This window comes from Arthrobacter sp. ISL-85 (assembly GCF_018613675.1).
GTDB lineage: Bacteria > Actinomycetota > Actinomycetes > Actinomycetales > Micrococcaceae > Arthrobacter.
In genome coordinates this window covers 22,048-42,829 of sequence record NZ_JAGGPQ010000024.1, presented here as the reverse complement: position 1 = coordinate 42,829, position 20,782 = coordinate 22,048, and the positions used below count along the sequence as shown (strand labels likewise).

The following is a 20,782-nucleotide window of genomic DNA, read 5'->3' as shown; positions in this document are numbered from 1 at the left end:
CCCCGGGAAGCACAGGGGGAATTGTCCGCATGACGGGGATTTCTGCTTCCGGAAGGCTGTCATTTTCTCCTTCGGATGCGTCCCACGGGCTAGGCTGGAAGCCGACACGGGGTGCCGCGCAAAGGCCGGCTGAGATCCAGACCCGTTGAACCTGTCCGGCTAGTACCGGCGAAGGGATGTCTCTTGTCTTCGACCCTTTCCATGCCCCTGCCAGCTGCCTCCGAGGTTCCCGCCGCGCCGCCCGCCGGCCGGGAGGTCCCGCGCGTCCTTTCCGTAGCGGGCTCCGATCCCTCCGGGGGCGCGGGTATCCAGGCCGACCTCAAAAGCATTGCTGCCCATGGCGGATACGGGATGGCGGTCATTACCGCCCTGACGGCACAGAACACCCGTGGCGTGCAGGCGGTCCACGTTCCTCCAGCCGACTTCCTGGCCCAGCAGCTGGATGCTGTCAGCGACGACATCTCCATCGACGCTGTCAAGATCGGCATGCTGGGGGACGAGGCCGTGATCCGCACTGTCCGCGAGTGGCTCGAGAAGGTCCGTCCCGCCGTCGTGGTCCTGGATCCGGTGATGGTGGCCACCAGCGGTGACCGGCTGCTGCAGGAATCCGCCGAGGCAGCCCTCCGCGAAATGCTGCCGCTGGCCCATCTCATCACTCCGAACCTCCCGGAGCTGGCCATGCTTGTGGGCGGGGACCCTGCGGAGAGCTGGGCCGTTGCACTGGAGCAGGGGAGGCGCCTCGCGGATGCCACGGGGGCCACCGTGCTGGTCAAGGGCGGCCATCTGGCCGGTGCAGACTGCCCGGACGCGCTGGTGAACACCGCGGGCCTGCTGTCGCACGAAGTGGTAGAGGTGCAGGGCAAGCGCGTCGTCACCCGCAACAGCCACGGGACCGGCTGTTCCCTGTCCTCTGCGATGGCCACCGTCCAGGCACGCTCCGGAGACTGGGAGGCGTCGCTCCGGACGGTCAAGCCCTGGCTGGCCGGCGCACTGGAAAACTCCGGTCAGCTTGAGGTGGGCCGGGGAAACGGCCCAGTGCACCATTTCCACCATGTGCGCCAGGCGCTGGCGGAAGGCGGTTTCGCTGCCCGTCTGTGGGCGGAAGCGCAGCAGGACCTCGCTGACATCTACGCCTTGGATTTCATTCACGGCCTCGCTTCCGATGACCTTGCCGAGAAGGAATTTGCCTACTACCTGGCCCAGGATGCCCTGTACCTCAACGGCTACTCCCGGGTGCTTGCCCGGACGAGCGCTCTGGCACCCTCCGAGGCGGAGCAACTGTTCTGGGCCGGGTCCGCACGGCAGTGCCTTGAAGTGGAGTCGGAACTGCACCGTTCATGGCTCAGCACCCGTCCGGCGCAGGGCGGACTGGGCCCGGTCACCAAGGCCTACGTGGACCACCTCACTGCCGCGTCGGCGTCGGGCAGTTACGCGGTCCTCGCCGCCGCAGTCCTGCCCTGCTTCTGGCTCTACGCCGAGGTCGGTGACAAGCTGCACGCCCGGTTCCTTGCCGCCGGCGAGCCTGACGGGCATGCCTACGCGGCCTGGCTCCGCACGTACGCGGACGAAGGCTTTGCCGAAGCCACCCGCCAGGCCGTCGCCATTGTGGACGCAGCAGGCCGGAAGGCCTCCGACCATGAAAGGGAGGCGATGGTAACCGCGTTCAAACAGTCCTGCCGCCTGGAAGTGGAATTCTTCGACGCGCCGAGGCTGCATTCCTGACTCCTGCGGGCAGCGCCACCGCTATTATGGAGAAGCATGGTTGCGGTGCTGCCTGTCGGGGTGTGGTTACTACCACAGCCGGGCCTCCGGAACCAGCCTCATTTGCAGCCGTAGATGGATTTAGCGTATTCTGGATCTTCGGTGCTTACGCCAACACTTGGGTTATGACCCCACGGCGTTGAGGCACAGCGGGAACCCGGCCATTTCTGAGCAGGGTGCCGCACGCAAATTTTGTAATAAACGTCGAGAGAAGTGAGTTCCCAAGTGGTGTACGCGATTGTCCGCGCAGGCGGCCGCCAAGAGAAGGTTTCCGTTGGAGACTTCGTTACCCTGAACCGCGTCGCCGGTGGAGCCGGCAGCACCATTGAGCTGCCCGCACTGCTCCTGGTAGACGGTGACAAGATCACCTCCGCCGCCGCCGACCTTGCCAAGGTAACTGTTACGGCTGAAATCCTCCAGGACCTGCGTGGTCCTAAGATTGTCATCCAGAAGTTCAAGAACAAGACCGGCTACAAGAAGCGCCAGGGTCACCGCCAGGAACTGACCAAGGTCAAGATCACCGGCATCAAGTAACCAGCGGTTACTGTTCAGGTATTTCAACAGATTCCCCAGAATTTAGAGGCAGGCATTTCAGATGGCACATAAAAAGGGCGCGAGCTCCACTCGCAACGGCCGCGATTCCAACGCTCAGTACCTCGGCGTCAAGCGCTTCGGCGGCCAGGTAGTTTCCGCAGGCGAGATCATCGTCCGCCAGCGTGGCACCCACTTCCACCCGGGCGCCGGCGTTGGCCGCGGCGGGGACGACACCCTGTTTGCACTGACCCCGGGCGCCGTTGAATTCGGCACGCGCCGCGGTCGTCGCGTAGTCAACATCGTTGCTGCTGCAGCTGCAGAGTAACAACCAGTTCTGAAGCGGTGGAGCGGGCCTGAGGGTCCGCTCCACTGTTCTTTTAACAGCATTACAATCGATGTGGCGTCCGCGGGCGCTATGTAAACAGCACCTGAGGAGATCCACGTGGCCAGCTTTGTAGACCGGGTAGTACTGCATGTATCCGGCGGAACCGGCGGCCATGGTTGCGTCTCCGTCCACCGCGAGAAGTTCAAGCCGCTGGGAGGGCCCGACGGCGGCAACGGCGGCAACGGCGGTGACGTGATCCTCCGAGTGGACCACCAGACCACTACGCTCCTGGACTACCACCACGCACCCCACCGGCACGCCAGCAACGGGGGCCCCGGCATGGGCGACTGGCGCGGCGGCAAGAACGGCGAGACCCTGGTCCTGCCCGTCCCGGACGGCACCGTGGTCAAGACCAAGGACGGCGAAGTCCTGGCTGACCTCGTCGGCGAGGGCACAGAGTTCGTGGCGGCCGCCGGCGGCCTGGGTGGACTTGGCAACGCTGCCCTTTCGTCACAAAAACGCCGTGCACCGGGCTTCGCGCTGCTGGGGATCGAGGGCGACTCCCGGGACGTCGTCCTGGAATTGAAGTCCATCGCCGATATCGCGCTGGTGGGTTTCCCGTCCGCCGGCAAGTCCAGCCTCATCGCGGCCATGTCGGCTGCCCGCCCCAAGATTGCCGACTACCCGTTCACCACGCTGGTCCCCAACCTGGGCGTCGTACAGGCAGGCGATGTGCGGTTCACCATCGCCGATGTTCCCGGCCTCATCGAAGGCGCCAGCGAGGGACGCGGCCTGGGGCACCACTTCCTGCGCCATGTTGAGCGCTGCGCGGCACTGGTCCACGTGCTTGACTGCGGCACCCTGGAGTCGGACAGGGACCCGCTGGCGGACCTTGCCATCATTGAGGGCGAGCTGGAGAAATACGCCGTTGACATGAGCTACGCAGGCCAGGACGGCGAAGTTGTTCCCTTGAACCACCGCCCGCGGCTGGTTGCACTGAACAAGGTGGACCTGCCGGACGGCAAGGACATGGCTGAATTCGTGCGCCCGGAACTGGAATCGCGCGGCTACCGCGTCTTCGAGGTGTCCGCCACCAGCCATGAGGGCCTGCGCCAGCTCGGCTTCGCCATGGCGGAAATCGTCAAGGCCGCCCGCGACGCCGTAGCGGCCGCCCCGCCCAAGGTGCAGCCTGCTGTGCTGCGGCCGCGTGCCGTCAACGAAGCCGGGTTCAAGATCCGGCGCGAGGAAAAGAACCTGGAGCCGCTGTTCCGCGTTCTGGGCGAAAAGCCCGAGCGCTGGGTCAAGCAAACCGACTTCACCAACGAGGAGGCCATCGGCTACCTGGCGGATCGGCTGGCCCGGCTCGGAGTGGAAGCCGATCTGTTCAAGCAGGGTGCCAAGCCGGGTGACACGGTGGTCATCGGTGAGGATGACGGCGTCGTCTTTGACTGGGAGCCCACCATGATGGCAGGGGCTGAGCTCCTGGCCTCGCCGCGCGGCACCGACGTCAGGTTCGCCGATATCGGTGACCGCCCCACCCGTAGCCAGAAGCGCGAGGAGCAGCAGGAGCGCCGCGATGCCAAGGCTGCCGCCCGCGCCGAGCTAGAGGCAGAGCGCAAAGCCGGCATCTGGACCGAATCCGTCAGCGGCCGCCGTGCCGCCCAGCCCGCCAAGGAAAGCGGACTGGAAGCGGACGATGACCTCTAAAGGCATGACCTCGGTACCGCCTGCCGCGGACCGGAGTGCGCTGGCCGGTGCCCGCCGGATCGTGGTGAAGGTGGGCTCCTCCTCGCTGACCAGCATTAAGGGCGGCATCTCGGAGGAATCGCTGACCGCCCTGGCGGACGCCCTGGCGGCAAAGCGCAACGCGGGGGCCGAGATCATCCTGGTGTCCTCCGGGGCCATCGCCGCCGGCCTGGCGCCGCTGGGGCTGTCCAAGCGTCCCCGCGACCTGGCCACCCAGCAGGCGGCAGCCAGTGTGGGCCAAGGGCTGCTGATGGCCCGGTACACGCAGGCTTTCGGTGCGCATGGCGTCACCGTCAGCCAGGTCCTGCTTACGGCCGAGGACCTGATGCGGAGGAGCCAGCACACCAATGCCCTCCGCGCCATGGACCGGCTGCTGAACCTCGGGGTGGTCCCCGTGGTCAACGAAAACGACACCGTGGCCACCCACGAAATCCGCTTCGGCGACAACGACCGGCTCGCCGCCCTGGTGGCGCACCTGGTGCGCGCCGATGCACTCGTGCTGCTGTCCGACGTCGACTCCCTGTATGACGGGCCGCCCGCCCTGGGTGCCAAGCGCATTGCGCTGGTCACCGGCGCGCACGACCTCGAGGGCGTATCCATCGGCAAAGCGGGCAAGGCCGGCGTGGGCACCGGCGGGATGATGACCAAAGTGGAGGCGGCCAGCATGGCTGCCGGCTCGGGAATCCATGCCCTGGTGACGTCCACACCCAACGCTGCCGCAGCGTTGAACGGCGAGGACGTGGGAACGTGGTTCTCCGTCAACGGCTCCCGCAAACCGGTCCGCCTCCTCTGGCTGGCCCACGTTGCCTCGGTGCAGGGCCGGCTGGTCCTGGACGAAGGAGCAGTGCGTGCCGTGCGCCACCACCGCACGTCCCTCCTGCCGGCGGGCATCTCCGCGATAAGCGGCGACTTCGAAGCAGGCGACGCCGTGGAGCTGGCCGGAGCGGACGGCACCGTTGTCGCCCGCGGACTGGTGAACTATTCCTCGGAGGAACTGCCGCGGATGCTGGGACGGTCCACCCGGGAGCTGGGTGAGGAACTGGGCAACGGCTATGACCGTGAAGTTGTTCATGTTGACGACCTGGTGCTGGTCTGAGCTGCCGCCTCGCCTAAACTTGGATCATGACTGAAGCCCTGATCCATGCTGCTGAACATTCCGGAACCACTGCTGCGCAGGCGCAGCCGGGTCCCTCAGCAGAACCGGCATCGGCTGAGGTGCCGCTGTCCGGTGCAGGGCTGTCCGGTGCAGAGGTGGAAGCGGCTGTCCACGCCATCGCCGACCGGTCCCGCCACGCCGCCCGCCGCATGGCCACCGCCAACCGGGCCTGGAAAGACCGTGCCCTCCGCGCCGTCGGTGCCGCCCTGCACGAGAATGTCCCGGCCATCCTCGCGGCCAATGCGGTTGATGTGCAGCAGGGGAAGGCCAACGGAACTTCTGCCGCCCTCCTGGACCGGCTCACCCTCACCGAAGCCCGCGTTGCCGGGTTGGTGGCGGCCCTGGAGAACCTGGCCAACCTCCCCGACCCCGTGGGCAACGTAGTGCGCGGACAGACCCTCCCCAATGGGCTGCGCCTCCGCCAGGTCAACGTGCCCATGGGCGTGGTGGCGGCCATCTACGAAGCACGGCCCAACGTCACCGTGGACATCGCAGGACTGGCCCTCAAGAGTGGCAACGCCGTTATCCTGCGCGGCGGGAGTGCAGCAGAAGCCACAAACCAGGTGCTGGTACGGATCCTGCGCGAAGCCCTGGAATCTGTGGGTCTCCCGGCCGATGCAGTGCAGACAGTGGACCAGTACGGCCGCGCGGGCGCCAACGTCCTGATGAAGGCCCGCGGCAGGGTGGACGTACTGATTCCCCGCGGCGGACGGGACCTGATCCAGACTGTTGTCACCAACTCCGCCGTGCCGGTCATCGAAACGGGGGAGGGAAACGTCCACATCTTCATCGACGAATCCGCTGACGAAACCATGGCCGTGGAAATCCTGCTCAACGCCAAGACCCAGCGGCCCAGTGTCTGCAACACAGTAGAGACACTCCTGGTCCACTCCGGCTCAACAGTGCTGCCCGCCGTCGCGGCCGCCCTGCGCAGCGCAGGTGTCCGCCTCCATGTGGACACGCGTATCAGCGCCGCACTGCCCGCCGCAATCGAAACCCAGCCGGCGACGGACGCGGACTGGGCAACGGAGTACATGGACCTGGACCTCGCTGTGGCAATGGTGGACAGCCTGGACGAAGCCGTCCAGCACATCAGGACCTGGTCCACCGGGCACACGGAAGCGATCCTCACCAACAGCCTTGCCAATGCCGAGCGCTTTATCGCGGAGGTGGACTCGGCGGCCGTGATCGTCAACGCGTCCACCCGGTTTACCGACGGCGGGGAGCTTGGCCTTGGTGCGGAGGTGGGCATCTCCACCCAGAAGCTCCATGCCCGCGGGCCCATGGGCCTGACCGAGCTCACCACCACCAAGTGGATCGTCCAGGGCGAAGGCCAGGTCCGCGGGTAGCAACGCGGTAACATAGACCAGAACCCGGAAAGCAGCGGAAGGTTCCGCTGCCTGAATATCCTTGAACATAGGGGAGAAAATGCTGCTCCAGCAGATTGCCATGTCCGTCGCCGCCGCAGGTGAAGCAGGCCATGAGGAGCCCGCTCCGCTGTGGGCCGAGCCGTGGGTCTTCGGCTTGTCCATGTTCGGCATCCTGGTGGTGCTGATGCTGATCGCCTGGTCCTACAACAACCTGGGGAACCGGCACGCGGCCACGGACGAGCATGCGGATCCGCACCGCCAGCACCCCAACAAGCACGATCGCGGGCAGGGCCACTAAGATTTCCCACAACCTGCAACGCAATGGGGCCCGGGGGAGGCTGCGGCTGGGCGTGATGGGCGGGACATTCGATCCCATCCACCACGGCCACCTTGTAGCGGCCAGCGAAGTCGCGGCGGAGTTCGACCTCGACGAGGTGGTTTTCGTCCCCACTGGGCAGCCATGGCAAAAGTCCCATAAACAGGTCAGCGAGCCCGAGCACCGCTACCTGATGACCGTCATCGCCACGGCGTCCAATCCGCGCTTCACTGTCAGCCGTGTCGACGTTGACCGTCCGGGTCCCACCTACACCATCGACACCCTGCGCGACCTGAGGGCACAGCGCCCGGACGCCGACCTGTTCTTCATCACCGGCGCGGACGCCCTGGCGCAGATCCTGTCCTGGAAGGACATCGACGAGCTGTGGTCGCTCGCCCACTTCGTGGGAGTCACACGGCCCGGGCACGTCCTTGACGGTATGGGCCGCGAGGACGTCAGCCTGCTGGAGGTGCCGGCCATGGCCATCTCGTCGACAGACTGCCGTGCCCGCGTGGCCGCGAACAACCCCGTCTGGTACCTGGTCCCGGACGGGGTGGTCCAGTACATCGCCAAGTACGGCCTGTATTCGGACGACCCCGCAAGCGTGGATGACACAACTTCCGAAGCACGCGAACCAGCAAGTACTGAATGAGCCCCCAATGAGTCAGGAACAGCCCCCAATCCGCAGCCGCCGGGAACTCCGGAAGGCCAGGGACGCCCAACAGCCCCCCCTGCCTGCCACGGAGCAGCGCCCGCCTGCCGCCATCCGGCCGGCTGTCAGTGTACCTTCGCAGGGGGGACACGACCCAGCGGCCCGCCCCGGTTCCACCGGGGACCCCGCCCCTGCAGCCCGCCCGCAGGAGGCGGGAGACCAGACGGCCACGCAACGCTCCTCCCAGATCCGTGCCCGTGACCGTGCTGCGCTGCGCACCATCAAGGAGCTTGAGGAAAAGGAAGGGCAGCTTGCTGCGGGAGGGCCACCCACGCGGCGCCAGCTGCGGCTTCAGCAACTCAAAGAGCAGGCGCTGACGGCTGCCAATCCCATAGTTCCGCCCGCCGCTTCCCCGGCGCCCAAGGCAACGCCGTCAGGTGACAGGACCAGTAGGGCGGGGGAGAAGGCCGAAGGCCCAAAGCCGGCTCCCGGAAATGCTCCGGACGGCATGACGGTGGAACAGGCCCTTGAGGCGCGCGCACTCCTTGCCGCTCAGGCCCGGAACCAGATCGCCAAGATGGAGCACATCGCGTCCATGGATCCGGAAGCCGTGGATCCGGAGATCCTGGCTGAGCAGATCGCCCTGGCAGAACGCGCCGCTGTCATGAACCGCCGTGCCATGGCCCGGCAGAAACTTGCCGAACAGGCCGGCGGGCCCGCCGGTGGTGGCCTGGGCAGGGATGCCGCACCTACGGACAAGCCCGGTCCATCCACCGCCAGTAACCTGGCCATGGTGACGCCGCTCGAGTTTGTCCAGGTGCCCGGCGTCGAGCGGCCGGTCATGAAGCCGCCCGCCACCTCGCACGTCCCGGTCACCACCCGGCCCGGCACCAAGGTGCCGGGTGCTGGGAAACGGAGGCCCGCCGCCCGTCCCAAGGCGCCGGCCCCGGATACTGCCACCGGCCGTTCCCAGGTCATCGCGCGTGCCGAGGCGGTTGCCAAAGCCGCCAGCCGTCCCCAACCGGCATCGGTCCCGGAAAACCATCCGGAGGACCTCTTTGAGGACCTTCCCCGGGTGCCTGCCCGGTCTGCCTACGGACTCGATCCCCTGGATGCCGCCACCGCGGGCCTGACCAGGGCCCGCCGAAACCGCATCCTCCAGTTCTGCATCCTCGCGTTCGGGATCCTGGCCCTCGTCGCCGGCATCATCCTGATCGTCAGCGGCATGTCCCGCTGACCCGCCAGCCGGCATCAACACTTAAACCAAACAAGGAGTCCCGTGACTGCAACAGAATCATCCATCGCCATAGCCCGTACGGCTGCCAAAGCCGCCGCAGACAAGATCGCCCAGGACATTGTCGCCATGGATGTGAGCGAGCGCCTGGCCCTGGCTGATGTCTTCCTTATCGCGTCGGCGCCCAGCGAACGCCAGGTCAACGCCATTGTGGACGGCATCGAGGAAGAACTTGCCAAGCAGGACCTGCGTCCGGTGCGCCGCGAGGGCCGGTCCGGGGGCCGCTGGGTGCTGTTGGACTACGCCGACGTCGTGATCCATGTCCAGCACGAGGAAGACCGCGTGTTCTACGCCTTGGAACGTCTCTGGAAGGACTGCCCGGTGGTCGACATGCAGCTCGGCGACGACTCATCCGCCAAAGCCAGTGCGGTTTCCGACACCGAGTAGGCCCGGCCCGGCGGTGAATATTCCCGATTTGGAATTTTCGGAATTGCTGTTCTAAGATATTTGAGTTGCTTCGGGGGAGACTCCGGGGAAAGCAGCACAGAGCAGCAACAATCCGGGGCTGTGGCGCAGCTGGTAGCGCACCTGCATGGCATGCAGGGGGTCAGGGGTTCGAGTCCCCTCAGCTCCACCGGCAAGTCCGCCGGAACCATCAAGGTTCCGGCGGACTTTTTGTTTGCAGCCGCAGCCATTGGCTGCAGCTTCCAACTGGTGGCCGCGGAGGCCGGAGCCAGGCGCTTGGCCTGCCGATTACCGATTGGCGTCCAGCGGAAAAGTGCATTACTCTGGTCAGGTTGCTCCGGGGAATTCGGCCGGAAGTGACAACTGTACGGGGCTGTGGCGCAGCTGGTAGCGCACCTGCATGGCATGCAGGGGGTCAGGGGTTCGAGTCCCCTCAGCTCCACCGGTGCAAGGAACAAAGGGAACCATCACTCAGTGATGGTTCCCTTTGTCGTTTGCTGCGGGAAACAGGATCCCGCGGTGAAAACTCCCAGGCAGCGGCCCAAAGACTTCCCGCGCAGGTCAAACGGGGGTACAACTGGAGACTGAGGGCACATCGTCCCGTCGGCCGGCCGCTTTCACCCAAAGCGGGGCCCGCGGGACGCGTTGACGAGGAGGTCACCGATGTCCCACGCAGAAGAGTCCGGCTACCGCCCGAACGGCGAAGCTTCTAACGGATCGCGCCTGACGCGTGATACCGCCATCCGGGGGCCGGCGAGGCCCGCTCCCTACATTGGCGCCGGCATCCTGCTGGCCGCGGCCATTCTCTTTCCCCTGATGCCGCAGCTCTACGCCTTTGATGCGCCGCGCCTTGGCGGCTTGCCGTTCTTCTACTGGTACCAGCTGCTCTGGGTGCCAATCTCCGCCATTCTGACCGGCACCTCGTACTGGTTGGTCACCAGGGAAGACCGACGACGGCGGGCCGAGGCACGTGCAGGCGGACCGCCCCGGGGGGACGCAGCCTCCGCCGATGCCGGGCTGGGAGGGGACAGGCCATGAACGCGCGCGAAATCAACTGGACCGCCCTGGTCATCGTGGTGGTGCTCTTCGTCGTCGTGGCCGTGATGGGTTTCCTCGCCGCCCGGTGGCGCCGCAGCACCAACGTGGAAGGGCTGCACAGCCTGGATGAGTGGGGCCTGGGCGGCCGTGGATTCGGCACTTGGATCACCTGGTTCCTCTTGGGCGGGGACCTCTACACCGCATACACTTTTGTGGCAGTTCCCGCGGCAATGTGGGCCACGGGCGCGGTCACTGGCTTCTTCGCCGTGCCTTACACGATCGTCCTGTATCCAATCATCTTCATCATCATGAGCCGCTTGTGGTCTGTATCCCACCGCCACGGCTACGTCACCTCGGCAGACTTCGTGGGCGGCCGCTACGGCAGCCGCTGGCTCTCCCTGGCTGTTGCCGTCACAGGAATCGTTGCCACCATGCCCTACATTGCGCTGCAGCTGGTGGGGATCAAGGCGGTACTCACAGTCCTTGGCTTGGGGAGCTCCGACAATGTCCTGCTGACCGACCTGCCGCTGATCCTCGCTTTCGTGGTCCTGGCCGCGTACACCTACACCTCTGGCCTGCGCGCCCCGGCGATGATCGCCGTCGTGAAGGACCTGCTGATCTACCTTGCCGTCATCGTGGCGGTCATCTACCTGCCTATCAAGTTCGGCGGCTGGGACAGCATCTTCAGCTCGGCGCAGGCCAAACTCGGCGCGGTGAACCAGGCCACGGGCAAGCCGGCAGGCGTCTTTGTCCCCGGCGCGGCGAACTACTCCGCGTACTGGTCGCTGGCTCTGGGCTCGGCCATGGCGCTGTTCATGTATCCGCACTCGGTAACGGCCGTGCTGGCCTCGAAGGCCCGCAACACCATCCGCCGCAACGCAGCCATCCTGCCGCTGTACTCGCTGATGCTTGGCTTCCTGGCACTGCTGGGTTTCGTGGCCATCAAGGCGGGCACCAAGCCGATTGACCTGGACGGGTCGGTCAATCCGCAGCTGGTGGTTCCACAACTGTTCCTTGACCACTTCCCGGCCTGGTTCGCAGGTATCGCACTGGCTGCCATTGCCATCGGGGCCCTGGTCCCGGCGGCGATCATGTCCATCGCGGCTGCGAACATGTTCACCCGGAACATCTACCGTGACTTCATCCGGCCTGACGTCGACCCCAAGACCGAGGCAAAAGTGTCCAAGATCGTCTCCCTGGTGGTGAAGGTGGGCGCATTGGTCTTCGTGATCGCCATGGACCAGTCGGCGGCCATCAACATGCAGCTGCTGGGCGGCATCTGGATCCTGCAGACCTTCCCTGCCGTGGTGGCCGGCCTCTACACCCGCTGGTTCGACCGCTGGGCCCTCCTGGCCGGCTGGGCGGTCGGCATCATCTTTGGAACCGTCTCCGCCTACAACGTGGTCAATCCGGTGACCAAGGCGCACTTCGGCGGCTCGGTGGCGCCCATTCCGGGGACGGACTTCAGTGTCTACATCGCAGTGTCGGCGTTCGCGCTGAACCTGATTGTGGCTGCCGTGCTGACCCTGGTGCTGCGGGCCCTGAAGGTCAGTACCGGCGAGGACCTCACCCGGTCCACGGACTACGCTGCGGACGAAACGGATCCGAAAGTGGTGCAGATCGAGAAGACCCAGCATTTCACCCAGCCCGGGGGTCCTTCCCCGGTGGCGTAATCCCCGGTGAAGAAGCCGCCCTCCTGCCGGGTTGTGTCCCGGAAGGAGGGCGCTGCCGTCACAGCCAGGCTGTGCGGCGCAGCGGGGGTTCCTCCCCGCCAGGGCGGCGCACCAGGACCTGGTTGACTCCAGTGAGTCCGTTTTCGAACCCCAGGGCGCTGGCCGCCATGTACAGCCGCCATACCCGTGCGCGCCCCGGACCGGCCAGCCGCACGGCTTCCTCCCAGTTTTGTTCCAGCCGGCGGACCCAGGCACGAAGGGTCAGTGCGTAGTGTCGGCGCAGGGCCTCGACGTCGAGGACTTCGAACCGGGCAGTTTCCAGGGCAGCCACCATCTCGCTGAGGCTGATCATTTCACCGTCCGGGAAGACATACCGGGGGATGAACGAGTCCGGATCGGGGCTGGTGGGGCCCGCGTTCCAGGAGATGGCATGGTTCAGCAGCCGCCCGCCGGGTCGGAGCAGCCCGAAGAGCGCGGCGGCGTAGGCAGGAGTCTGTTCGCGTCCCACGTGCTCGGACATCCCGATTGAACTGATGGCGTCGTACGGCCCGTCCTGCACGTCCCGGTAATCCTGGACCCGGATCTCCACCCTGTCCGTGAGGCCGGCATCCGCTGCACGCTTGCGGGCCAGGGAGGCCTGTTCGGTGGACAGTGTCACGCCCACCACGCTGGCGCCGTACCTGCCTGCAGCGTGGAGGGCGAAGCTGCCCCATCCGCATCCGACATCCAGGACCCGCATTCCCGGCTGAAGGCCCAGCTTGCGGCAAACCAGGTCCAGCTTGGCGTCCTGCGCGGCATCGAGGCCATCAGCAGAGGCTGGCTCCGGGGCCGTTCCCGCGGCGGAGCCATCGGCGGCCGCGTCACCGTCGGGCCACACTGCGCAGGAATAGACCATGGACGGTCCCAGCACCAGGGCATAGAAGTCGTTGCCGACGTCGTAATGATGCGAGATGGCCGCCGAGTCCCGGCCCCGGGAGTGCATCCTGCCTTTCTTCGCTACACGTGCCTCTTCTGGCGGCGGAGCCGGGTTGGGCCCGATGGCCCCGAGCCGGACTGCGGTGCGCAGCAGCAGCGACAGCTCACTGGCGGAAGGCGGACGGAACGGTCCGGGTTCGGCGAACTTTCCGGCTGAACTCAAGGCCACGAAGGCTGCGAAGATGTCGCCCGGAGCGTCGATTTCGCCCGCAACGTAGGCCCGGCTCAGCCCCAGCTGCCCGGGGGACCACAGCATGCGGCGCAGGGCTTTCCGGGACTTGAACTCCAGGATGGGCGCGTCCGGGGGGCCGGCCTCAGAGCCGTCCCATGCCCGCAGCCGCAGGGGCGACTGTTCGGTGCCCAGCACCACCCCCAGTGCCTTTTCCAGCCGGGCGGCATGGCCAGTGCTTGTGGTTCCGGTGCGTGCGGCTGCTTCAGTGTCCATGCGCCCAGCCTAAGGCCGGGCTGCCCTCCACGACTATCATGGGGGAGTGATTCCTGACCCAACCGATGTGGTGGTCATCGGGGCCGGCCAGGCTGGCTTGTCGGCCGCGTACCACCTCCAGCGCAAGGGGCTCCACTATGCCGTGCTCGACGCCGAGGATGGCCCCGGGGGTGCGTGGCGGCACCGCTGGAAGAGCCTGCGAATGGCCACGGTCAACGGGATCAGCGACCTGCCCGGCATCGCTAAACCCGACGTGGATCCCGAGGAACCCAGTTCCGAGTTCCTTGCCCGCTATTCGGAAGCTATGAGGCCGGGCTGGGGCTGGCCATCCACCGGCCAGTCAAGGTCCGGGCCGTCCGGCGCGAGGACGGCAATCCAGCGGGGCGGCTCCGGATCGAAACCCCGGACGGTGACTGGAGCGCCAAGGCACTCATCAACGCCACGGGAACGTGGACCCGCCCGTTCTGGCCCATCTATCCCGGCCGGTCCTCATTCCGCGGCCGTCAGCTGCACGTGGCCGATTACGTTTCCGCCGACGAGTTCGTCGGCCAACATGTGATCGTCGTAGGCGGGGGCATCTCCGCCGTCGGCCTGCTCGAGGAAATTTCCCGCGTCACCACCACCAGTTGGTTCACGCGCAGGCACCCGGTCTGGCGCGCTGCGGATTTTGATGCCCGGGCGGGCCATGACGCCGTGGCGCTCGTTGAAGAGCAGGTCCGCAAGGGGCTTCCACCGCAAAGTGTTGTCTCGGTAACGGGCCTGATCTGGACTCCTGCCCTGCGCGCAGCCAGGGAACGCGGCGCCCTTGACCGGCAGCCCATGTTCACTGCCATCGAACCTGAAGGGGTCCGCCGTGCCGACGGCAGCCTGCTGAAGGCCGACGTTATCCTCTGGGCCACGGGTTTCAGGGCGGAGCTGGAACACCTGGCGCCGCTTCACCTGCGGGGACCGGGCGGCGGGATCGCCATGGATGGAACACAAGTGGCAGCCGAGCCGCGCGTCCACCTGGTGGGTTATGGCCCGTCGTCGTCCACCATTGGCGCCAACCGCGCAGGACGCGCGGCAGTGGCCGCGATCCTGAAGCTGCCCGGAATGGCGGCGGCGGAGGAAACGGTAACGTTGGGGTGATGCCCCGGACGCAGGGGCCGGCAAGGGCAACAGAAGGCGGCAGGACACCGGTGGCAGCAAACACCCTGACGGGTATCTTCGACGTGCTGCGCCGGCGCCCCGATGTGGAGGCGCCCAACCTGCAGGCCTGGGACGCCACGGACCGGCTGCTGCTGGAAACCGCGGTACAGCTTGGGCGGTCGGGCAGTAACGTGGCCGTCATCGGCGACCGCTACGGGGCCTTGACCCTGGGCGCCGGAGAGTTACTTGCCCCGGCCTCGCTGCGCGTACACCAGGACCTGGTCACCGGGGAAAGGGCCCTGCGGCTTAACGCCGCCGAACTGTCAGCAATGCGCGAGGCTGCCGGGCTCCCCGCGGACGCCCCAGGGCCCGGTTTCGTCCAGCTGCCCCTGGGGCGCGAGTTGCTGGCCGGGGCGGACACCGTCCTGCTGCAGCTTCCCAAGACCCTGGCGGAGCTGGAGGAAGTCGCTGCCGCCGTGGCCCGGCACGCTGCACCGGGTGTCCGGCTGCTGGCAGGTGGCCGGGTGAAGCATATGTCACTGGGCATGAACGCGGTCCTTGAACGGTACTTCGTCTCCGTGCAGCCCCAGCTCGCGCGGCAAAAATCGCGGATTCTCCTTGCCGCCGGCCCCAAAGGTGCCGCCGCCACCCCGCGCTTCCCTGTCATCGAGCACCTTGACGAGCTGGACCTGGACGTGGCTGCGCATGGCGCTGTCTTTGCCGGCGCCAGGCTGGACATCGGCACACGCTTCCTGCTGACGTTCCTGCCCGCGATGAAGCCGGCACGGCACGCCGTCGACTTGGGCTGCGGCACCGGAATCCTCGCCGCGATGTATGCCAGGCAGTTCCCGTCCGCCGCCGTGACCGCAACGGACCAGTCGTCGGCCGCCGTGCAGTCCGCCCTCGCCACCGCCCGTGCGAACGGGCTGGCGGAGAGGATCACCGTGCTGCAGGACGACGCGCTCAGCACGTTCCCTGATGGCGCAGTTGACGCCGTACTCCTGAACCCGCCCTTCCACGTTGGTGCCGGCGTCCATGCCGGCGCCGGGCAAAAGCTGATCGAGGCGGCGGGACGGGTCCTGGCTCCCGGGGGCGAGTTGTGGACGGTCTACAACCGGCACCTGGCCTATCTGCCGGCCTTGGAGCGGCATGTGGGACCTACCGTGGTGGAAGGCCGGAACCCCAAGTTCACGGTCACCCGCAGCACGCGCAGCTCCCGCTGACCAGGGGAAAGACATCCCGCGCCGCGCCGCTGCCGGTACAGGTGGGCGGGGGCGCACGCTTAAAGTACGATTCAAAGCATCACCACCGCCAGGTAGCCGAAGATGTTTAGGGGAAACAGTGTCTGAGATCCGCCAATCCTCTCCGAGGCGCGGAACCAACTTGCCCAGGATGGGGGACTTCAACCTCACCGTCATCCTCGACGCAATCCGCAGGACGTCCGGCGGACTAAGCCGGGTGGAACTCGCCCAGATCGTAGGCCTGTCGCCCCAGACCATCTCCAACATCTCCCGCCGCCTGCTGGACCAGAACCTGATCGTCGAGGCGGGCAAGGAGGGCAGCGGCCCCGGCAAGCCGCGCACCATCCTCCGCCTCAATCCCGGCGGAATGTACGCCCTCGGGGTGCACCTGGACCCGGCTGTGACAACGTTCGTTGTGCTTGACCTCGTGGGAGCGGTGGTACGGCACTCGCGGATCAAGACCCCCGGCGGAAACGATCCCGCCGCCGTCATCGCCACCATCGCTGCTGAACTGGAACAGCTCGTGGATGCTTCCGGGGTGGACCGCAGCCGCATCGCAGGCCTGGGAGTGGCCGCCCCCGGCCCCATCGACCTGGACAACGGAACCGTGGTGGACCCGCCGCTGCTCCCCGGGTGGGAGAGGGTGGAACTGCGGGACGCCCTGGCCAAGGCCACCGGCTACTCCGTGCTGGTGGACAAGGACGTGACCAGCGCCGCGGTGGCGGAAACGTGGGCGGGCGGCCCCAGCGGAGCCGGCAGCTTCGTCTTCATGTACATGGGTACCGGCATCGGCTGCGGCATCGTCCTGAATGATGAAGTGGTCCGCGGCACCTCCGGCAACGCAGGCGAAATCGGCCACATCATCGTGGACCCGGACGGTCCGCCCTGCGACTGTGGCCAGCGCGGCTGCGTGAAGTCCTCCTGCATCCCGCAGGTGCTGGTGGCGGAAGCTGAGGCCGCCGGAATCCTGGAGGGCTCCCAGGCCAGGAGCGCCGCCGAAATCCAGCAGAGCTTTTCTGAGCTGTGCGCCCGTGCCTACGCAGGGGATGAACAGGCTGCCGCCATCCTGGACAAGTCCGCCGTCCTTGTGGCCCGGGCCGTCTCGGTGGTCACCAACACCTTGGATGTTGAGCGGGTGGTCTTTGGCGGCCCCTTCTGGACCTGCCTGTCGCAGCGTTACCTCGAACTGATCCCGCCGCTGCTGGACGGCGGCAGCGCCGCCCGCCTGATTCATCCCATCGAGGTTGTAGGTACCGGCGTGGGGGAGGACGTGGGAGCCATCGGCGCTGCCTCGCTGGTCCTTGAACATACGCTCGCGCCCCGCGCCCAGCGGCTCCTGCTGGAAAGCTGACCGGGCATGCTTCGCTGGGCATCCAAGACAGTATCCCTGGTGGCCGCCTCGGTCCTGGTCCTCGCAGCCTGCACGCCGGCCGATCCGGCAGGCGGAAACAAGACCATTAAGGTGGCCTACCAGAAGACGGACTCGTTCACCGCCCTGGACAGCGTGTTCCAGGACGCCAAGAAGGAGTTTGAGGCAGCGAACCAGGGCGTCACGGTTGAGCTGGAGCCCATCCAGGCCAACGATGACGACTACGGCACCAAGCTGGCCCTGGCCCTGCGGTCACCCTCCACCGCCCCGGACGTCTTTTACGAAGACACCTTCAAGGTGCGCTCCGACGTGGACGCCGGCTACCTCATGAACCTGGACAGCCGGCTGAAGGGCTGGGGGGACTGGGACAAGTTCGACGCGGGGGCCAAGGAAGCGGGGAAGGCGGACGACGGCGGTACGTACGCGGTGCCGCTGGGCACCGACACGCGCGCCATCTGGTACAACAAGAAGGTTTTTGAGGCTGCCGGCATCGGCCTTCCGTGGCGCCCGTCCAGCTGGCAGGACATCCTGGACACGGCCAGGAAGATCAAAGCCTCCCAGCCGGATGTGATCCCCTTCAACATGTACGCCGGCAAGGGCACCGGCGAAGGAAGCGTGATGCAGGGGTTCTACGAGCTTCTGTACGGCACCGGTTCCAGCCTCTACGACCAGGATTCGAAGAAGTGGGTAGTTGGCTCGGCCGGCTTCAAGGATTCGCTGACCTTCCTCCAAACGCTGTACCGGGAGAACCTGGCCGTCCCTCCGGCCGAGGCGCTGGACCCGAACATCTGGAAGAAGGTGTTCGGCGAATGGTTCCCCAAAGCAAAACTCGGGGCAACCGTGGAGGGGTCCTATGCGCCGTCGTTCTGGCAGGACGGCGGCAGTTACGCCTGGCCGGGCTACGGGCAGGACATGGCCGTGGCCCCGTTTCCCACCCGGAACGGGGGCGCGCCCGGCGCGGTCAGCATGTCCGGCGGCTGGACGTTGGCTGTTGGTGCCGAGACCAAGCAGCCGGACCTTGCTTTCAATTTCCTCACCACGGCCCTCAATGCGAAGAACTCGCTGGCGTTTACCGTGGCAAGTTCGCAGATCGCCGTCCGCACGGACGTCGCCGCCGACCCCGGCTACCAGTCCGCCAACCCGTTCGTGAAGGACGTCTCCGGCCTGGTGTCGGTCACCAGGTACCGGCCCGCTACATCCGACTATCCACGGATTTCCGCTGCCGTGCAGGAGGCCACCGAGGCCGTGATAACCGGCAGCAGGACACCCGCGGAGGCGGCGGCCGACTATGACGCGGCCGTGGCCGGCATTGTGGGCGGCGACAAAACCACCCGGAAGTAGCGGTGCCCGCCAACCACCGCACATGGCACGTGCTCCGTTACCTGCCGGTCATGCCCGCCGTCGTGCTCCTGCTCGTGTTCCTGGCCGGCCCCGTGCTGTGGGCCTTCCAGGCGTCGCTCACCAACGCGGGACTCACCGGCCGCCACGTTAGGAACCCGGAGTGGGTGGGCCTGGACAATTACCAGCGCCTGCTGCAGGACCCGGTCTTCCCGCTTTCGCTGGCGCTGACCGTCCTTTTCGTCGCCGGTTCCGCGATCGTGGGCCAGAACGTGCTGGGACTGGCCCTTGCGGTGCTGATGCGGCGCGCACGTCCGGCCGTATCCGCAACCGTGGGTACCGTCGTCGTGGCCGCCTGGGTCCTGCCGGAAATCGTGGCAGCGTTCGCGGCCTACGCCTTCTTCAGCCGCGACGGGACGCTCAACCAGTTGCTGGGCCGGCTGGGGCTGGCCGAAACGGACTGGCTCTACACTGTTCCCATGGCGGCCGTGGTCCTGGCGAATGTGTGGCGCGGGACCGCCTTCTCCATGCTGGTGTACCGGGCCGCGCTCAATGGCGTCCCCGCCGAGCTGACCGAAGCCGCGCAGATGGACGGCGCCGGCGCCTGGCAGCGGCTGGCGTTCATCACGCTGCCGGTGATCCGGGGGAGCATTGCCACAAACCTGATGCTGGTTACGCTGCAGACCCTGGCCGTCTTCACCCTGATCTGGGTGATGACCGCCGGCGGCCCTTCCAACGGCAGCACCACGTTGCCGGTCCTGGCCTACCAGGAAGCGTTCAAATTCGGAGACATCGGTTACGGCACCGCCGTCGCCACGGTCCTGATCCTCATCGGAGCCGTGTTCGGGGCAGCGTACCTGCGCCTGCTCCGGGAGCAGCGGCCGTGACCGCCCGGCGCACACGCGCCCGCAGCACGTGGGCTGACGTTGTCCTGCTGCTGATTGGCGCCTGCTTCCTGCTGCCCCTGCTCTGGCTGGTCCTCAGTTCCCTGGATCCGGCCGCCGGGCACGCCGTCAAGGTTCCCCGGCAGCCGGGACTGGAGAACTTCGCCGCAGTCCTCACGCCGGAGTTGCTGTTCCGGCCGTTGTGGAACAGCCTCCTGCTGTCCGCGGGTACCGGTATGGTGACGCTGGCGGCGGCCGTGCTTGCCGCGTACCCGCTGTCCCGCTACCGGTCCCGCTTCAATACGCCCTTCATGTACGGCATCCTGTTCGGCACCTGCCTGCCCATCACAGCCATCATGGTGCCGGTCTACGGTCTCTTCGTGCAGCTCCGGCTGCTGGATTCCCTGCCCGCCACCGTGCTGTTCCTGGCCGCCACCAGCTTGCCCATGGCGATCTGGATGACCAGGAACTTCATGGATGCCGTGCCGCTGGCGCTGGAGGAAGCGGCCTGGGTGGACGGCGCCTCCAGGCTGGCCGGCCTGCGTTCAATCGTGCTTCCGCTGATGGGCCCGGGCCTGGGGGTGGTGTTCATCTTCGTGTTCATCCAGGCCTGGGGGAACTTCTTCGTCCCGTTCGTGCTCCTGCTCTCGGAGGGCAGGCAGCCGGCCGCAGTATCGATCTTCAGCTTCTTCGGGCAGCACGGGGCAGTGGCCTACGGCGAGCTGGCCGCATTCTCGATCCTCTATTCGGTTCCGGTCCTGGCCCTTTACGCCATCGTGGCGCGCGGGTCCGGGAACTCGCTGGCCCTGGCGGGAGCTGTGCGGGGCTAGTCGATGTCCTCGAGCACCACGCCGAAGGGCAGGGTGTCGTCCAGGTGTGCCTGGTGGCCGGTGGGGTTGTTGACCACGCGGACGCCGTGCAGCTTTTCGGCCGCGGACTGCATCAGGACCGGCCTGACGGTGTCGATGACCATCTGGCTCTTGTCGGCGAGATATTCCTTGTAGCTGGCTGGAAGCTCGATCATGGCAAAAGGATAGACCTGAAGGCGCCGCAAGGGGAGGGGTCCCCATTGCCGGACGCCGGACCTGCGGCTTGGATAGGATGGCGGCAGGGACACGTCCGGCCCGTGTGC

Annotated in this window: 19 protein-coding genes, 2 tRNA genes, 1 pseudogene and 1 riboswitch; of the genes and pseudogenes, 20 read left to right on the top strand and 2 right to left on the bottom strand. The window is 66.7% G+C overall.

Annotated features, from left to right (window positions below; genetic code table 11):
- The first annotated feature begins 97 nt into the window (after positions 1 to 97).
- Positions 98 to 194: riboswitch (TPP riboswitch) on the top strand.
- A gap of 7 nt (positions 195 to 201) precedes the next feature.
- The 14 genes from thiD (at position 202) to mctP (ending at position 12,270) form a co-directional block, all read left to right on the top strand.
- Positions 202 to 1,722, top strand: a complete 1,521-nt coding sequence (thiD, locus tag J7I84_RS17415; RefSeq protein WP_214945930.1) for a bifunctional hydroxymethylpyrimidine kinase/phosphomethylpyrimidine kinase — start codon at positions 202 to 204, stop codon at positions 1,720 to 1,722.
- 264 nt (positions 1,723 to 1,986) lie between these two features.
- Positions 1,987 to 2,295 carry a 50S ribosomal protein L21 gene (gene rplU, locus J7I84_RS17410; RefSeq protein WP_214945929.1) on the top strand — a complete coding sequence of 103 codons (309 nt, stop codon included), beginning with the start codon at positions 1,987 to 1,989 and terminating at the stop codon, positions 2,293 to 2,295.
- A 61-nt stretch (positions 2,296 to 2,356) separates the two neighbouring features.
- Positions 2,357 to 2,620, top strand: coding sequence for a 50S ribosomal protein L27 (gene rpmA / locus J7I84_RS17405; RefSeq protein WP_009372867.1), 264 nt, complete (start codon positions 2,357 to 2,359; stop codon positions 2,618 to 2,620).
- Positions 2,621 to 2,737: 117 nt separating this feature from the next.
- Positions 2,738 to 4,327, top strand: a complete 1,590-nt coding sequence (obgE, locus tag J7I84_RS17400; RefSeq protein WP_214945798.1) for a GTPase ObgE — start codon at positions 2,738 to 2,740, stop codon at positions 4,325 to 4,327.
- Positions 4,317 to 5,462, top strand: a complete 1,146-nt coding sequence (gene proB / locus J7I84_RS17395; protein WP_214945797.1) for a glutamate 5-kinase — start codon at positions 4,317 to 4,319, stop codon at positions 5,460 to 5,462. Before obgE ends, proB begins: the two co-directional genes overlap by 11 nt.
- Positions 5,463 to 5,488: 26 nt before the next feature.
- Positions 5,489 to 6,871, top strand: a complete 1,383-nt coding sequence (locus J7I84_RS17390) for a glutamate-5-semialdehyde dehydrogenase (RefSeq protein ID WP_214945796.1) — start codon at positions 5,489 to 5,491, stop codon at positions 6,869 to 6,871.
- A 79-nt stretch (positions 6,872 to 6,950) separates the two neighbouring features.
- Positions 6,951 to 7,190: a hypothetical protein gene (locus J7I84_RS17385; protein WP_214945795.1), complete on the top strand. Its 240-nt coding sequence runs from the start codon at positions 6,951 to 6,953 to the stop codon at positions 7,188 to 7,190.
- Positions 7,135 to 7,860, top strand: coding sequence for a nicotinate-nucleotide adenylyltransferase (gene nadD / locus J7I84_RS17380; RefSeq protein ID WP_285291239.1), 726 nt, complete (start codon positions 7,135 to 7,137; stop codon positions 7,858 to 7,860). Before J7I84_RS17385 ends, nadD begins: the two co-directional genes overlap by 56 nt.
- Before the next feature lie 7 nt (positions 7,861 to 7,867).
- Positions 7,868 to 9,097: a hypothetical protein gene (locus tag J7I84_RS17375; RefSeq protein WP_214945794.1), complete on the top strand. Its 1,230-nt coding sequence runs from the start codon at positions 7,868 to 7,870 to the stop codon at positions 9,095 to 9,097.
- A gap of 42 nt (positions 9,098 to 9,139) precedes the next feature.
- The gene (rsfS, locus tag J7I84_RS17370) at positions 9,140 to 9,541 is read left to right on the top strand and encodes a ribosome silencing factor (RefSeq protein WP_214945793.1); all 402 of its coding nucleotides are present in this window, start codon (positions 9,140 to 9,142) and stop codon (positions 9,539 to 9,541) included.
- A 114-nt stretch (positions 9,542 to 9,655) separates the two neighbouring features.
- A tRNA-Ala gene (locus J7I84_RS17365) sits at positions 9,656 to 9,728 on the top strand.
- 200 nt (positions 9,729 to 9,928) lie between these two features.
- Positions 9,929 to 10,001, top strand: a tRNA-Ala gene (locus J7I84_RS17360).
- Positions 10,002 to 10,222: 221 nt separating this feature from the next.
- Positions 10,223 to 10,597, top strand: coding sequence for a DUF3311 domain-containing protein (locus J7I84_RS17355; protein WP_214945792.1), 375 nt, complete (start codon positions 10,223 to 10,225; stop codon positions 10,595 to 10,597).
- A complete protein-coding gene (mctP, locus tag J7I84_RS17350; protein ID WP_214945791.1) occupies positions 10,594 to 12,270 on the top strand; it encodes a monocarboxylate uptake permease MctP in 1,677 nt (558 codons plus the stop codon). Before J7I84_RS17355 ends, mctP begins: the two co-directional genes overlap by 4 nt.
- Before the next feature lie 58 nt (positions 12,271 to 12,328).
- Here the strand turns inward: mctP and J7I84_RS17345 are convergent, their stop codons facing one another.
- Entirely contained in the window at positions 12,329 to 13,690 is a 1,362-nt protein-coding gene (locus J7I84_RS17345; RefSeq protein WP_214945790.1) for a class I SAM-dependent methyltransferase, read from the bottom strand.
- Between the two features lie 46 nt (positions 13,691 to 13,736).
- On the opposite strand from J7I84_RS17345, the pseudogene J7I84_RS17340 reads away from it, so the two are divergent.
- The 6 genes and pseudogenes from J7I84_RS17340 to J7I84_RS17315 all read left to right on the top strand — a co-directional run bounded on the left by J7I84_RS17340 (position 13,737) and on the right by J7I84_RS17315 (position 20,480).
- Positions 13,737 to 14,818, top strand: a pseudogene (locus tag J7I84_RS17340) (FAD-dependent oxidoreductase).
- Between the two features lie 50 nt (positions 14,819 to 14,868).
- A complete protein-coding gene (locus J7I84_RS17335; RefSeq protein WP_214945789.1) occupies positions 14,869 to 16,041 on the top strand; it encodes a class I SAM-dependent methyltransferase in 1,173 nt (390 codons plus the stop codon).
- A 169-nt stretch (positions 16,042 to 16,210) separates the two neighbouring features.
- The gene (locus J7I84_RS17330) at positions 16,211 to 17,410 is read left to right on the top strand and encodes an ROK family transcriptional regulator (protein ID WP_214945788.1); all 1,200 of its coding nucleotides are present in this window, start codon (positions 16,211 to 16,213) and stop codon (positions 17,408 to 17,410) included.
- Between the two features lie 6 nt (positions 17,411 to 17,416).
- Entirely contained in the window at positions 17,417 to 18,769 is a 1,353-nt protein-coding gene (locus J7I84_RS17325) for an extracellular solute-binding protein (RefSeq protein ID WP_214945787.1), read from the top strand.
- Positions 18,770 to 18,819: 50 nt separating this feature from the next.
- A complete protein-coding gene (locus tag J7I84_RS17320; RefSeq protein ID WP_214945927.1) occupies positions 18,820 to 19,653 on the top strand; it encodes a carbohydrate ABC transporter permease in 834 nt (277 codons plus the stop codon).
- Positions 19,650 to 20,480: a carbohydrate ABC transporter permease gene (locus J7I84_RS17315; RefSeq protein ID WP_214945786.1), complete on the top strand. Its 831-nt coding sequence runs from the start codon at positions 19,650 to 19,652 to the stop codon at positions 20,478 to 20,480. The genes J7I84_RS17320 and J7I84_RS17315 overlap by 4 nt, the downstream gene beginning before the upstream one ends.
- Here J7I84_RS17315 and J7I84_RS17310 read toward each other — a convergent pair.
- Positions 20,477 to 20,674: a hypothetical protein gene (locus J7I84_RS17310; protein ID WP_251046755.1), complete on the bottom strand. Its 198-nt coding sequence runs from the start codon at positions 20,672 to 20,674 to the stop codon at positions 20,477 to 20,479. The two genes, J7I84_RS17315 and J7I84_RS17310, sit on opposite strands and share 4 nt — an antisense overlap.
- Between the last annotated feature and the right edge of the window lie 108 nt (positions 20,675 to 20,782).

Excerpts from the sequence above, each read along its gene's own strand:
- thiD (WP_214945930.1), top strand. The coding sequence starts at position 202 with ATGCCCCTGCCAGCTGCCTCCGAGGTTCCCGCCGCGCCGCCCGCCGGC.
- rpmA (WP_009372867.1), top strand. The coding sequence starts at position 2,357 with ATGGCACATAAAAAGGGCGCGAGCTCCACTCGCAACGGCCGCGATTCC.
- proB (WP_214945797.1), top strand. The coding sequence starts at position 4,317 with ATGACCTCTAAAGGCATGACCTCGGTACCGCCTGCCGCGGACCGGAGT.
- J7I84_RS17390 (WP_214945796.1), top strand. The coding sequence starts at position 5,489 with ATGACTGAAGCCCTGATCCATGCTGCTGAACATTCCGGAACCACTGCT.
- J7I84_RS17385 (WP_214945795.1), top strand. The coding sequence starts at position 6,951 with ATGCTGCTCCAGCAGATTGCCATGTCCGTCGCCGCCGCAGGTGAAGCA.
- nadD (WP_285291239.1), top strand. The coding sequence starts at position 7,135 with ATGCGGATCCGCACCGCCAGCACCCCAACAAGCACGATCGCGGGCAGG.
- J7I84_RS17375 (WP_214945794.1), top strand. The coding sequence starts at position 7,868 with ATGAGTCAGGAACAGCCCCCAATCCGCAGCCGCCGGGAACTCCGGAAG.
- J7I84_RS17355 (WP_214945792.1), top strand. The coding sequence starts at position 10,223 with ATGTCCCACGCAGAAGAGTCCGGCTACCGCCCGAACGGCGAAGCTTCT.
- mctP (WP_214945791.1), top strand. The coding sequence starts at position 10,594 with ATGAACGCGCGCGAAATCAACTGGACCGCCCTGGTCATCGTGGTGGTG.
- J7I84_RS17345 (WP_214945790.1), bottom strand. The coding sequence starts at position 13,690 with ATGGACACTGAAGCAGCCGCACGCACCGGAACCACAAGCACTGGCCAT.
- J7I84_RS17330 (WP_214945788.1), top strand. The coding sequence starts at position 16,211 with ATGGGGGACTTCAACCTCACCGTCATCCTCGACGCAATCCGCAGGACG.
- J7I84_RS17325 (WP_214945787.1), top strand. The coding sequence starts at position 17,417 with ATGCTTCGCTGGGCATCCAAGACAGTATCCCTGGTGGCCGCCTCGGTC.
- J7I84_RS17320 (WP_214945927.1), top strand. The coding sequence starts at position 18,820 with ATGCCCGCCGTCGTGCTCCTGCTCGTGTTCCTGGCCGGCCCCGTGCTG.
- J7I84_RS17310 (WP_251046755.1), bottom strand. The coding sequence starts at position 20,674 with ATGATCGAGCTTCCAGCCAGCTACAAGGAATATCTCGCCGACAAGAGC.